Here is a 13162-nt window from a genome sequence, read left to right as displayed (position 1 = left end):
CTTTTTTTTGCGCCTCTACATGCAGTGCATGGCTTCTGCCAGGGCCTTGATGCCCTGGGAGATTTGTGCCGCAGGAATGGACTGGTAGCCCAGGCGTATGAAGTTGCCCGTGTTGCGAGGGGAGGTGAAGAACACATCGCCGGGCTCGATCAGCACTCCATGCTCGGCGGCCTGGCGTGCCAGTGCCTGCGCGGGCACATGCTCGGGCAGTTGCACCCAGCACGAGCCGCCGCCGCGTACCGGCGTGATGCGACATTGGGGCAGGTAGCGAGCCATGGCTGCCGTCAGCTCGGCATGACGCTCTTTCTGGGCCTGGCCCAGGCGGCGCAGCTGGGCTTCGTAGTGGCCCAGCGAGATGAACATGGCCAATGTGCGCTGGATGAAGGTGGACGGATGGCGGATCATCAGACGGCGCAGGGCACGCAGCTCCTTGACCAGCTCGGGGGGGGCCACGATATAGCCCACGCGAAGGCCGGGTGCCAGACTCTTGGACAGACTGCCGATATAGATCACGCGGTTGTTGCGGTCCAGGCTTTTGAGTGCCGGGATGGGTTGTTCGTCGAAGCTGCTTTCGCTTTCGTAGTCGTCCTCGATGATGATGAGATCGTGCTTTTGTGCGGCTTCGAGCAAGGCTTCTCGCCGCTCCAGCGGCATGGTGACGCCGGTGGGGCACTGATGGCTGGGCGTGACGTAGAGGTACTCGAGCTTGCGCATGGCATTGACTATAGGCAGTCCATCGCCATCCACGCCGATCGGGATGACCTGCGAGGTGCGGCTGCTGAAGATATTGCGCGCATCGGGGTAGCAGGGGTTTTCGATGCCGATGGAGGTGCCCTCGCGCATCAGCAGATCGGCCACCATGTACAGCGCATGCTGGGCGCCGACGGTGATGATGATTTCGTCGGGTGACGCCCAGACGCCGCGGCGCGGCAGGATCTTGGTCTGCACCTGCTGGATGAGGCTGTCGTCGTCGCGGTTGATGTGATCGGGCGCCCACATGCGGATGTCCAGCACGCCCAGGGACTTGAGGCAGCACTCGCGCCAGGCGGCCGTGGGAAACAAGTCCTTGTCGAACTGGCCGTAGAGAAACGGATAGGGGAACTGCTGCCAGTCGTCTTCCTTCACGATGCTGCGCTGCAGGCTGGGGCGCAGCCACAGGCGGCGCGACCAGTCCGTGCGCGCCTCAGCGTCCGAGCTTCTGCCGCTGCCCGGTGTGCGTTCGGCCGTGCGGCCCTGCAGCACGTCGGGATGGATGAAATGGCCTTTTCTCTCGCGACTCAGCAAAAAGGCCTCTTCGGTCAACTGCTGGTAGGCCATGACCACGGTGATGCGGCCCACGCCCAGCAGCTTGGCCAGTTCTCGACTTGAGGGGATGGCATCACCGGGCGCGAGAATGCCGGCGAGGATGGCATCGACCAGCATTTCGCGAATCTGGCCCTGAAGGCTCAGCGAGGGCCTGGCGCTGCGGCGAAACAACTGCTCCCACATGGCCACGGATGGAGGAATCGAAGGCGAGGCCTGTTTTCTGTCTGTCGTCATTGATGGTTCTGAATGCACTGCCGCAGCCCGTGGTGGCCTGGAGCGACCGGCGCCCCTGACGCGCGGGGTCTGGCTCTTTAGGGTCCATGAACGCGACATCGCAGAGGCCGCCAGCAGCTTGCTGGCGGACCGGTTTCAGCGCTCAAGATTAGCGCATATGCATGTGCTTGGAATCAGGCTTTTCATGTGGTTGCACGCGCGCAGCGGCGCCCGGAATTTGAAAAATCTGGGGGACTTTCCTGCAGGCTAAAAAATAAGTATATAATTCGAGGCTTAGCGGCTGTAGCTCAGCTGGATAGAGTACTTGGCTACGAACCAAGGGGTCGTGGGTTCGATTCCTGCCAGCCGCACCAAACGACAAGCCTCAGAACTGCAAAGTTCTGAGGCTTTTTCGTTTCTGCCGTGTGTGCTTCGCCGGACTGATGGCAGTTTAGTGTCTTTGAAGAAAAATTCGGGTTTTTACCGAGCGCCCTCAGAATCTGTATATAATTCGAGGCTTAGCGGCTGTAGCTCAGCTGGATAGAGTACTTGGCTACGAACCAAGGGGTCGTGGGTTCGATTCCTGCCAGCCGCACCAAACGACAAGCCTCAGAACTGCAAAGTTCTGAGGCTTTTTCGTTTCTGCCGTGTGTGCTTCGCCGGACTGATGGCAGTTTAGTGTCTTTGAAGAAAAATTCGGGTTTTTACCGAGCGCCCTCAGAATCTGTATATAATTCGAGGCTTAGCGGCTGTAGCTCAGCTGGATAGAGTACTTGGCTACGAACCAAGGGGTCGTGGGTTCGATTCCTGCCAGCCGCACCAAACGACAAGCCTCAGAACTGCAAGGTTCTGAGGCTTTTTCGTTTCCGGGCTTTGACGAGCCCTGGCCAGATCAGGCCCCGATCTGTGTGAAGATCGGCCTCATGAGCAAGGCTTTCACCAAAGAATCGGACGGCGACGACGATGATGACGTCGGCGCTCTGCCGCCATTGCCCGCGGGCGGCAAGAACTACATCACGCCTCGGGGCTACCAGCGCATCAAGGACGAGCTGCTGGATCTGATCGACAACGAGCGCCCCAAGATCGTGGAGATCGTGCACTGGGCGGCCAGCAACGGCGACCGCTCAGAAAACGGCGACTATCTCTATGGCAAAAAGCGTCTGCGGGAGATCGATCGCCGCATCCGCTTTCTGACCAAGCGGCTGGAAATCGCCGAGGTGGTCGACCCTGGCGTGCATGCAGGCAGCGACCAGGTCTTTTTTGGCGCCACGGTCAGCTACGTGGATGACGAGGGCGTGGAGCGCACCATCACCATCATGGGCATTGACGAGGCGGACAGCGCTCAGAACCAGGTCAGCTGGATTGCCCCGGTTTCGCGTGCGCTGCTCAAGGCGCGCGTGGGCGACGAGGTGGCCTTGCCCACGCCGGCCGGTGTGCGAATGCTGGAGATTCTGGACGTCAGCTATCCTCAGCCCACAACTCGATCCTGAGTTCACCGGCAACAAAAAAGCGCGGCTTCCGTATCGGAAGCCGCGCTTTTATTCTGTGAGCTGCAATCGCTTGATGTCAAACGATTTCAGATAGTTTTAGTATTGAAATCGTTGATCACAAAGCGCTAAAAGCTATTATTTTTGAGGCTGATTGCCAACCTGCAGGCGTTGCAGCAGCTCCAGCGTGGGGTAGCCGTCTGCCGCCAGACCCTGGCTCTGCTGGTACTGCCGAAGCCCGGCACGGGTGGCCGGACCCATCACGCCGTCGGCCACTCCGGTGGCAAAGCCGCGCTGGGTGAGGGCGGTCTGCAGCGCCCGGGTCTGCTCACGCGTGAGTGCGCCGAGATCGCGTGGCCATTCGGCGCTGACACCGCCATTGCCTGCCAGCTGCGATGCAAGCAGGCCCACGGCGAGTGCGTAGTTGGTGGAGTTGTTGTAGCGCAGGATGGCGCGGAAGTTGCTGCCCACCATGAAGGCCGGACCACGGGCACCGGCCGGTGCAATGATGCTGGCTCCGGCCATCGCGGGCAAGGCCTGGCCGTTGACGCTTTGCACGCCTTCTGCAGCCCAGGCATTGCTGTTTTGGCGCGTGGAAAGCTCGGTGCGCGCGTAATCGAAATTGGCTGGCAGGCGCACTTCAACGCCCCAGGGCTCGCCGGGGTTCCAGCCCGAGCTTGCAAGATAGTTGGCGGTGGAGGCGGCCACATCGGCCATGGAGCCCCAGATGTCGCGGCGGCCATCTCCATCGGCATCGACTGCATATTGCAAAAAGACCGAGGGCAGAAACTGGGTGTTGCCCATGGCACCGGCCCACGAGCTGATCATATGGGCGGCGTCGATGTCGCCGTTGTCTATGATGCGCAGCGCGGCAATGAGCTCCTTCTGAGCCCATTCGGCGCGGCGGCCGTCGAAGGCGAGAGTGGCCAGTGCATCCACGGCCGAGAAGCTGCCGAAATTGCTGCCGTAGTTGCTCTCCATGCCCCAGATGGCTGCAATCACGGGTGCCGGCACGCCATAACGCTGGCTGGCCGCTTGCAGACTGGCTGCGTATTCCTGCATCTTGAGCTTGCCGGTCTTGATGCGCTGTGCGGAGACGGCGCTGTCCAGATACTGCCAGGGCGTGCGCGTGAACTCGGGCTGGGAGCGGTCGAGCTTGACGATGCTGGGCTGCAGCTTGGCACCGGCCAGGGCACTGCCCAGCGTGCGCTCAGAAATGCCGGCGGCGCGCGCACGCGGGGCAAATTCCTGCTTCCAGTGCGCGAAGTTGCTGGCCTGTATGGGGTTCTCGGCTGCTGCCGCCTCGCCCGTGGCCTGCTCTGCCTTGGCGGCCGGTGCCGGCTCGGGCGTGGCCACCGCAGGAGGTTCGGGCCGGGTGGCGCAGCCTGCAAGCAGGGCTGCTGCGATGGCGGCGATCAGCAGCTGCTGGCGGGCATTCAGAAGCGAAGGTGCGGTTTGGAGCATGAATGCCATTGTCGCCTGCTGTCGTGGCCGGCAGGCCCTTGCAGGGCGGGATGGTGCCCGCAGAATGCAACAAAATCTTTCGCCCATGAAAAAGGCCGCCCGAGGCGGCCTTGTGGAGCATGGAAGAGATCAGGCCATGACGCGGCTGGCGCGAATCACCGAATGCAGGCGGCGCAGATTGCGCAGCGCATTCTCCAGCTGCACGCTGTTTTGCACGGAGATGACAAAGCGCAGGTCGGTGGTGCCGATCGCTGCTTCGTCGGTCATCTCGACGCGCACGATATCGGCTTCGGCGTTCGATAGCTCGGCCGCCACGCGGGCCAGCACGCCCTTGTTGTTTTGCACCGTGACCACGATGCCGGCCTCGAACAGGCGCGTGATGTCGTCCGACCAGTCCACGGTGATGAAACGGTCGGCATCCTTTTCGCGCAGCTTGATGGCATTGTTGCAGTGGGCGTGGTGCACGACCAGGCCCTGACCGCCCAGGTAGCCCAGAATCGGGTCTCCCGGCACGGGGCGGCAGCAGTGCGAGTAATAGACCGAACTGCTCTCGTCGCCGTTGAGCGTGACCGCGCCCTGGAAGGGGCGGTTGTGTGTGTTGAAGCGCTCTTGCGTGATGAGCAGGGCATCCGGGCGCACACCCTGCTTGGTCATGAAGCTGGTCATGCGCGCGGCCACCAGGGAGGCGATGCGGCGACCCATGCCGATATCGACCATGAGGTCTGCGGGCGTGCGGTTGCCCGTGATGCGCAGGATCTCGTCCCAGACGCCCTTGTTGGCATCGTCCTGCGACGGCACGCTGTCAATGCCTTCGGCGCGCAGGGCCTGGGCCAGCAGCGTTTCTCCGAGCTGGCCGGCTTCGGTCTGGGCCGCATTCTTGAGGTAGGAGCGAATCTTGGAGCGGGCGCGTCCGGTTTTTACAAAGCTCAGCCAGGCCGGATTGGGCGTGGAGGTCTCGGAGGTGATGATCTGCACCACATCGCCGCTCTTGAGTTCGGTGCGCAGCGGCACTTCCTCGTCATTGATCTTGGCCGCCGTGGTGCGATGCCCGATCTTGCTGTGGATGGCGTAGGCAAAGTCCACCACCGTGGCGCCGCGCGGCATGGCCATGATCTCGCTCTTGGGCGTGAACACGTACACGGCATCGGGAAAGAGGTCCACCTTGACGTGATCCCAGAACTCCGCCGCGTCGCGGGTCTCGTTCTGGATATCGAGCAGGGACTGCAGCCACTGGGTGGACAGATGCTCGGAGTCATGACCTTGCTGCGCCTTGTACAGCCAGTGGGCCGCGACGCCGGCCTCGGCCACGATGTTCATCTCTTCCGTTCGAATCTGGAATTCGATACTGACGCTGGAGGGCCCCACCAGCGTGGTGTGCAGCGACTGGTAGCCATTGCTCTTGGCAATGGCGATGTAGTCCTTGAAGCGGCCCGGCATGGGCTTGTACTTCTGGTGCAGCACGCCCAGGGCGGTGTAGCAGTCCAGCGTCTTGGGGACGATGATGCGAAAGCCGTAGATGTCGGTGACCTTGGCAAAGCTCAGCTGGTTCTTCTGCATGCGCTGGTACAGCGAGTACAGCGTGCTCTCGCGGCCCAGCAGCCGCACCGGCAGACTGTGCGTGGCAAAAGCGGTGCTGACTTCGTCCTGCACGCGTTGCACCAGATCACGGCGGCGCGTGCGCGAGCGGTCTATGGCTTTTTCCAGCGTGGCATAGCGCCAGGGATGCAGATGCTTGAACGACAGATCCTGCAGCTCGCGATAGGTCTGGTTCAGACCCAGGCGGTGCGCGATGGGAGCGTAGATTTCCAGCGTCTCGGACGAGATGCGACCCCACTTGCTGCGCGGCATGTCGCTCATGGTGCGCATATTGTGGGTGCGGTCGGCCAGCTTGATCAGGATGACGCGCACATCGCGCGCCATGGCCAGCAGCATCTTGCGAAAGGACTCGGCCTGGTTTTCCTCGCGGGTATTGAACTGCAGCTTGTCCAGCTTGGTCAGCCCGTCCACCAGCTCGGCCACATCCTCGCCAAAGCGCTCCTTCAGATCCAGCTTGGTGATGCCGCAATCCTCCATGGAGTCATGCAGCAGGGCCGCCATCAGGGCGGGGGCATCGAGCTTCCAGTTGGCGCAGATCCCCGTGACCGCGATGGGGTGGGTGATATAGGGGTCTCCACTGCTGCGCCACTGATCGGTATGTGCTTGATCTGCGTAGACATATGCCTGGCGCACGCGCTCGGCGCTATCGGCATCCAGATAGCCCAGATGCTCCATCAACCCGTCAAAAGCAGCAGCCGACACACGTGCAGCCTGTTCAGCGGGCATGCGCTGAGGCTTGGCCGGTGCCGTAGAAGAAGGTGCAATCGTCGAGTTCTGGGCCGCTGTCATATTCCTTAAATGTAGCCTGCAAGTACCGAGTGCAAGGTGATAGGTACAAAAAAGCACCGACGAGCGGTGCTTAATTGTCTATTTTGGTGCTGCGATGCAACAGCTTAACCCGGCACCTTCTTCAGCATTTCCAGGCCTACCTTGCCGTCTGCGATTTCACGCAGGGCAGTGACGCTGGCCTTGTTCTTGGTTTCAATCTTGGGGGTATGGCCTTGATTGAGCATGCGGGCGCGGTAAGTCGCGGCCAAAACGAGCTGGAAGCGGTTGGGGATCTGCTCCAGGCTATCTTCAACAGTAATGCGTGCCATCAGGAACTCCGGGAACGGTCAGTTAGATTCAGGGATATTGAGCGACTCGAAGGTGTCGGCGCGAAGGCGCCGCTGGGCCGCATATTTGAGGCGTTGCGCGTGAATGATCGCCTTGAGATCAAAGAGCGCACTCTCAAACAGTTCGTTGATTATAACGAAGTCGAATTTTGCGACCTGCGCCATTTCCTCTTCGGCATTCCTCAGGCGCATTTCAATGACTTCGGGAGCGTCCTCGCCACGATTTTCCAGGCGCGCGCGCAGCTCGTCCCAGCTGGGCGGCAGGATGAAGATCAGCACGGCATTGGGAAAGGCCTGCTTGACCTGCAACGCACCCTGGTAGTCGATCTCGAGCAGCACATCGGTGCCGCTCTGGATGCGCTCTTCCAGAGACCTCTTGGCAGTGCCGTAGCGGCGGCTGTGCACATTGGCCCATTCGACAAAGCCGCTGTTGGCGACCATGGCGTCGAATTCGGCGTCCGAGACGAAGTAGTACTCGCGGCCGTGTTTTTCCTGGCCGCGCGGCGCGCGCGTGGTGTGGGAGACGGAGGGGTAGACGCGTGCGTCGAATTCACGCAGAGCGCGTACCAGAGAGGATTTGCCGGCACCGCTGGGTGCCGACACGACAAATAGATTTCCGGGATGGTCCATGACTTTGGGCATGACTTTGGGCATGAATCGAGCGTACGGAGTAGTACGCTCAGGGCTTGCTTACTCGATGTTCTGCACTTGTTCGCGCATCTGCTCGATCAGCACCTTCATGTCGACGCTGATGCGGGTCAGCTCCAGCGTGGCTGATTTGGAGCCGAGGGTGTTGGCTTCGCGGTGCAATTCCTGGATCAGGAAGTCCAGACGCTTGCCGATGTCGCCACCCTTTTTGAGCAGACGCTCGATTTCGTCGAGGTGAGAGCCCAGACGCGTGACTTCTTCAGCCACGTCGATGCGGATGGCAAAGGCCGTGGCTTCGGCCAGGGCGCGGTCCTGGGCGGCCTCGGGAGCCACCGAGCCTTCACCGAGGGCCATGGCCTCCTTCCAGCGCTCCAGAAACTTCTGGCGCTGCTGCTCCACCAGCTGCGGCACCAGCGGCACGGCGGTCTTGGCCAGCACACGCAGTTGCTTGATGCGGTCGAGCAGCATGTCAGCCAGGCGCTCGCCTTCGCGGGCACGGGCCGCGAGCAGCTCGGTGATGGCCTGTTCGGCCAGGGCCGGAGCGATCTCGCTCCAGTCCGTGGTGGTGGTGGCGGTGCCGCTGCACAGGCGCAGCACATCGGCCACGGACAGGTCGCGTGCCTTGGGCAGCCAGGCCTGAACCGAGTCCTGCAAGGTCACAAGGCGTTGCAGCTGTGGGGCTGCGGGAATGGGCAGGGATTGGTTGCTGGAGACGTCGATGGCGGCTCGTACTTCCACCTTGCCGCGCTTGAGGCGCGCGGTGAGCAAGGTGCGCAGGGCCGGTTCAAGGGCGCGCAGTTCGTCGGGAAGGCGGAAGGACAAATCCAGAAAGCGGCTATTGACCGCGCGGATCTCAAGGCCCAGACGGCTGTTGGACTGGGACTCTTGACCACCCTCAACGGATGCGCTGTGCTGGGCACTGGCGTATCCGGTCATGCTGTAAACTGGCATTGGACTTTTGATGGATGCTTGCAATTTCCCGATTATCCGGGTTTCGTATCATCCTTGAGGTTTACCGGTAAAAAATGTCTACAAAAACCAAGCCAGCCCCCCTACCGTCGGGCAGCACAATAGGCGGATACCGGGTGGTGCGCAGGATTTCCTCGGGGGGGTTCGGGATTGTCTACCTGGCTCTGGACGCCGATGGCCAGCAGGTAGCGATCAAGGAGTACCTGCCGGCTTCGCTTGCCACTCGGGCGCCTGCCGAACTGCAGCCCATGGTGGCGCCAGAAAAACTGTCCCTCTATCGCCTCGGGCTCAAGAGCTTTTTCGAGGAAGGACGCTCGCTGGCGCAGATTTCCCACGCCTCCGTGGTGAGCGTGCTGAACTTCTTTCGCGAAAACGAGACCGTCTACATGGTGATGAACTACCTGGAAGGGGCGACCCTGCAGGAATTCATCGTCACGGCGCGCGAGCTCAAGGCCGACAAGGTGTTCAGGGAGTCGACCATCCGCTCCCTGTTTGACGAGGTGCTGCGCGGCCTGCGCATCGTGCATCAGCACAAGATGCTGCATCTGGACATCAAGCCCGCCAATATCTTCATCACCAATGACGACAAGGCCGTGCTGATCGATTTCGGCGCGGCGCGTGAAGTGCTCTCCAAGGAGGGCAACTTCATCCGTCCCATGTACACGCCGGGCTTTGCTGCCCCTGAGATGTACCGGCGCGATTCCCAACTGGGTCCCTGGACCGATATTTACGCCATTGGCGCCTGTATCTATGCCTGCATGCAGGGCATACCTCCCAATGAAGCTCCGCAGCGTCAGGACAAGGACCGATTGGCCCTGGCCTTGAACAAGCTGCGCGGCGTGTATTCGGACAATCTGATCGAGGTGGTGGAGTGGTGCATGGCCATGGATCCGCTCTCGCGCCCGCAGTCGGTGTTTGCTCTGCAAAAAGAGCTGAGCCGCGAAGGCGAGCGTCGCTATACCAAGCTCAGCATGCAGGAGCGCATGCGCATGCAGTTTGACAACATGGTGCAAGACGCCAGGAAGAATCTTCAGAAACTCGGCGGCTCCGAACGTGGAGCGGTGACCGACAGCAATCGCAAACCATGAAATTTTCCGTCTTCCAGCTCAGCCGCCGCGGAGGCCGTGCCCTCAACGAAGACCGCATGGGCTACTGCTATACGCGAGAGGCGGCGTTGTTCGTGCTGGCAGACGGCATGGGCGGGCATCCGGACGGCGAAGTGGCCGCACAGATAGCATTGCAGGTGGTTTCCACGCTTTTTCAGCAAAAGGCCAAGCCCATGCTGGAAGAGCCTGTCCTGTTTCTGGAAGAGGCGCTGCTGCAGGCCCATCGCCAGATCCTGCGTTATGCCAGCACCAAGGGCATGATGGACACGCCGCGCACCACGCTGGTTGCGGCCGTGCTGCAGGACGGCAAGGTGACCTGGATACACTGCGGCGACTCACGTCTGTACTGGGTGCGCGAGGGGCAGCTCGTGGAGCGAACACGTGATCATTCCTACAGCGAGATGCGCAAGGTCTCCGGTGCGCTGGCGCCGGCCAACCGCAATGTGCTGTTCACCTGCCTGGGCTCGCCTTCCAAGCCCATCTTCGATGTGAGCGAGACAAGGCGGCTTGAAGAGGGCGATCAGCTGATGCTGTGCTCCGATGGTCTCTGGGGGGCGGTCCCGACACCGGAAATTCTCCAGATCATGAGTGGCAAGGCTGTGGCCCATTTTGTGCCCATGCTGGTCGATACGGCACTCAAGCGAGCCGGGGACGGCAGCGACAATGTCACCGTGCTGGCACTGGTATGGGAAACACCGAATAATTTCGAACCGTCTTCCATCTCCACACAGGAGATCGAGGATCAGGGCTTCGAGTCCACGATACAGGTGGGACCGATCGATGAATGCGAGGATGAACTCGACGACGAGGCCATCGAGCGATCGATTGCAGAAATCAACGAGGCCATACGCCGCTCGGCACAGCGCCACAAAGCCAAGACCTGAACACGGTTGCACGCTGCAACGGGCGCTGGCTTGAAACTACTGATCAATAGCTGATTGCGCAAGCGCCATAAGCGCTTGCATGGATTTTTATTATGAAAATTGTGCTGGCATCCAACAACCGCGGAAAGCTCGTCGAGCTGCAGGCCATGTTTGCCCCGCTGGGTGTGGAGCTGATCCGCCAAGGCGATCTGTTCGAGGGAGAAGCTCCCGAGCCCTATGGCACCTTTGTAGAGAATGCTCTGTCCAAGGCGCGCTTTGCGGCCGAGAAGACCGGCTTGCCTGCCATTGCCGATGATGCCGGCATGTGTGTGGATCACTTCGGCGGTCTGCCCGGTGTGGACACGGCCTACTATTGCACCCAGTTCGGCTACGAAAAAAGCGACGACAACAATGTGCGCGCGCTGCTCGAGCAGATGCAGGGCGTGGCCAACCGCCGTGCCGCCATGGTCAGCACCCTGGTGGGCGTGCGTTCGCCCAAGGACCCCGAGCCGCTGATTGCCGTGGGCCGTGTGCAGGCTCTGCTCACGACCGAGCGCCGTGGCAGCAATGGCTTCGGCTTTGACCCGGTACTGCTTATCCCCGAGCTGGGCTTGACCTTTGCCGAGATGGAGCCCGAGCTCAAGCATGCACATAGCCATCGTGGACTTTCTTCTCGGAAGATGATCGCGATGGTGAAAGAGAGATGGTTATAACCAGCGGTCTTTGACCGCACTCCCCCTGAGGCGCTTTGCGCCTTCCCCCTCTCTCGCTTCGCGGGATGGGGACGACAGCCTCGCTGCGGGGCGGCGGGGCCGCCTAGGCCCTTGCTTGCTGTCCCCTGGTTGGGGTGTGCTAGTTTTAGCAGTGTCGGTTTTGTTTGCGCTAGAAAAGCATATTTCCCATGATCCCCATTCAGCCTCAAGCAGAGACTGCCGAAGCGGCGGTGCAGCGCGATATTCAGCACTACATGCGGCCCGGTACGCTTCAGCTGGGCAGCCTGCCGCCGCTGTCGCTGTATGTGCACCTGCCCTGGTGCCTGAAGAAATGCCCGTACTGCGACTTCAACTCGCATGCCTGGGCCAAGGCAGATGCGCTGCCCGAGGATCGCTATATCGATGCTTTGATGGCCGATCTGGAGTCTGCGCTGCCGCTGATCTGGGGGCGTACGGTGCACAGCGTCTTCATGGGCGGCGGAACGCCCAGCCTGTTTTCGCCCGAATCCATCGACAAGCTGATTGCCGGTCTGCGCGCGCGTCTGCGCATGGAGCCCGATTGCGAAATCACCATGGAAGCCAACCCCGGCACCTTTGAGAAGGACCGTTTCAAGGCCTTCCGTGCGGCCGGCGTGAACCGCCTGTCAATCGGGGTGCAGAGCTTTGACGACCGCTATCTGCAGGCTGTGGGCCGTGTGCATGATGCGGCGCAGGCCCAGGCTGCGGTGCGCGAGGCAGCCGACAATTTCGAGACCTTCAATATCGACCTGATGTATGCGCTGCCCGGCCAGAGTCTTGCCGATCTGCAGCGCGATGTAGACACGGCACTGTCGTTTGCACCGCCACATCTGTCGATTTATCACCTCACCATCGAGCCCAACACCTATTTCGCCAAATATCCGCCCGTGGTGCCGGAGGACGATACGGCCTATGAGATGCTGGACCTGATCACGGCCAGCACCCAGCGAGCTGGCATGCAGCGCTATGAGGTCTCGGCCTATGCCAAGGACGGCCACCAGTGCTTTCACAACAGCAACTACTGGCAGTTCGGGGACTATCTGGGCATTGGCGCCGGTGCGCACAGCAAGCTGAGCTTTGCCCACCGCATCGTGCGCCAGGTGCGTTTTCGCGATCCGGCCCGCTACATGGACATGGCGCTGGCCGGCACGCCGCTGGCACAGGACAACGAGGTCAAGCGTGCCGAGCTGCCGTTTGAATACATGCTCAACGCGCTGCGCCTGCGCGGCGGTTTCGCGCTGCAGGAGTTCATGGAGCGCACGGGCCTGCCCATGTCGGCCATCGCCAAGGGACTCGATCAGGCGCAGGCCAAGGGCCTGATCACGCGCGACCTGGGCCGCGTGGTGCCCACCGAGCGCGGCTTCGACTTTCTGAGCGACCTGCAGGAAATGTTCCTGGCCGACTGAGAGGCAGGCCGCCATGGCAAAACGGGAGGTCCAGGCCTGCCGGACGGTGCCAACCGCAGCGCCGGGCGCCCGTGTCATGGCATTCCTGAGGAGAGCCTGAGTTGAGCCATGAACTCAACGCGAAACGGTTGCGGGCCATCCTGGCTGAGCGCGAAAATCATTGTCGTAATGGGCTACTGCCAGCTTGCGCATAGGCGTCGAAGTCGCTGCCTGTGCGCTGAATGAGGCAGACCAGCGGAGTGTTCTTCCGCTTGCCTTG

At 61.4% G+C, this 13162-nt stretch carries 11 protein-coding genes and 3 tRNA genes; 8 read left to right on the top strand and 6 right to left on the bottom strand.

What is annotated here, in order from left to right; translation table 11 throughout:
- Nucleotides 1-15 precede the first annotated feature (15 nt).
- Nucleotides 16-1539 (bottom strand): PLP-dependent aminotransferase family protein, encoded by a 1524-nt coding sequence (locus P353_RS10295; protein ID WP_034368822.1) that lies wholly within the window; start codon nt 1537-1539, stop codon nt 16-18.
- 276 nt (nt 1540-1815) lie between these two features.
- Here P353_RS10295 and P353_RS10290 point away from each other — a divergent pair.
- The 4 genes from P353_RS10290 to greB all read left to right on the top strand — a co-directional run bounded on the left by P353_RS10290 (nt 1816) and on the right by greB (nt 3008).
- A tRNA-Arg gene (locus P353_RS10290) sits at nt 1816-1892 on the top strand.
- A 147-nt stretch (nt 1893-2039) separates the two neighbouring features.
- Nucleotides 2040-2116 (top strand) — tRNA-Arg (locus P353_RS10285).
- A 147-nt stretch (nt 2117-2263) separates the two neighbouring features.
- A tRNA-Arg gene (locus tag P353_RS10280) sits at nt 2264-2340 on the top strand.
- Between the two features lie 101 nt (nt 2341-2441).
- A complete protein-coding gene (greB, locus tag P353_RS10275) occupies nt 2442-3008 on the top strand; it encodes a transcription elongation factor GreB (RefSeq protein WP_034368962.1) in 567 nt (188 codons plus the stop codon).
- Nucleotides 3009-3143: 135 nt separating this feature from the next.
- Here the strand turns inward: greB and P353_RS10270 are convergent, their stop codons facing one another.
- The 5 genes from P353_RS10270 to P353_RS10250 form a co-directional block, all read right to left on the bottom strand.
- A complete protein-coding gene (locus P353_RS10270; protein ID WP_034368820.1) occupies nt 3144-4478 on the bottom strand; it encodes a lytic murein transglycosylase in 1335 nt (444 codons plus the stop codon).
- Nucleotides 4479-4598: 120 nt separating this feature from the next.
- Nucleotides 4599-6854, bottom strand: a complete 2256-nt coding sequence (locus tag P353_RS10265) for a RelA/SpoT family protein (protein WP_034368817.1) — start codon at nt 6852-6854, stop codon at nt 4599-4601.
- A gap of 104 nt (nt 6855-6958) precedes the next feature.
- On the bottom strand, nt 6959-7162 hold the full coding sequence (gene rpoZ / locus P353_RS10260; RefSeq protein WP_003052081.1) for a DNA-directed RNA polymerase subunit omega: 204 nt from the start codon (nt 7160-7162) through the stop codon (nt 6959-6961).
- 18 nt (nt 7163-7180) lie between these two features.
- Nucleotides 7181-7810 carry a guanylate kinase gene (gmk, locus tag P353_RS10255; protein WP_034368961.1) on the bottom strand — a complete coding sequence of 210 codons (630 nt, stop codon included), beginning with the start codon at nt 7808-7810 and terminating at the stop codon, nt 7181-7183.
- Between the two features lie 60 nt (nt 7811-7870).
- Nucleotides 7871-8764, bottom strand: coding sequence for a YicC/YloC family endoribonuclease (locus P353_RS10250; RefSeq protein WP_034368813.1), 894 nt, complete (start codon nt 8762-8764; stop codon nt 7871-7873).
- Between the two features lie 89 nt (nt 8765-8853).
- Here P353_RS10250 and P353_RS10245 point away from each other — a divergent pair, with 89 nt between their 5' ends.
- The 4 genes from P353_RS10245 to hemW all read left to right on the top strand — a co-directional run bounded on the left by P353_RS10245 (nt 8854) and on the right by hemW (nt 12903).
- Nucleotides 8854-9885 (top strand): serine/threonine protein kinase, encoded by a 1032-nt coding sequence (locus P353_RS10245; RefSeq protein ID WP_034348094.1) that lies wholly within the window; start codon nt 8854-8856, stop codon nt 9883-9885.
- On the top strand, nt 9882-10787 hold the full coding sequence (locus tag P353_RS10240; protein ID WP_034368812.1) for a PP2C family protein-serine/threonine phosphatase: 906 nt from the start codon (nt 9882-9884) through the stop codon (nt 10785-10787). Before P353_RS10245 ends, P353_RS10240 begins: the two co-directional genes overlap by 4 nt.
- A gap of 92 nt (nt 10788-10879) precedes the next feature.
- Nucleotides 10880-11479, top strand: a complete 600-nt coding sequence (locus P353_RS10235) for a non-canonical purine NTP pyrophosphatase (RefSeq protein ID WP_034368809.1) — start codon at nt 10880-10882, stop codon at nt 11477-11479.
- A gap of 188 nt (nt 11480-11667) precedes the next feature.
- Nucleotides 11668-12903, top strand: coding sequence for a radical SAM family heme chaperone HemW (gene hemW, locus P353_RS10230; protein ID WP_034368808.1), 1236 nt, complete (start codon nt 11668-11670; stop codon nt 12901-12903).
- Nucleotides 12904-13162 lie beyond the last annotated feature (259 nt).

This window comes from Comamonas testosteroni (assembly GCF_000761245.1).
Taxonomy (GTDB): Bacteria; Pseudomonadota; Gammaproteobacteria; order Burkholderiales; family Burkholderiaceae_C; genus Comamonas; species Comamonas testosteroni_C.
This window is presented reverse-complemented; position numbering and strand designations above follow the sequence as displayed.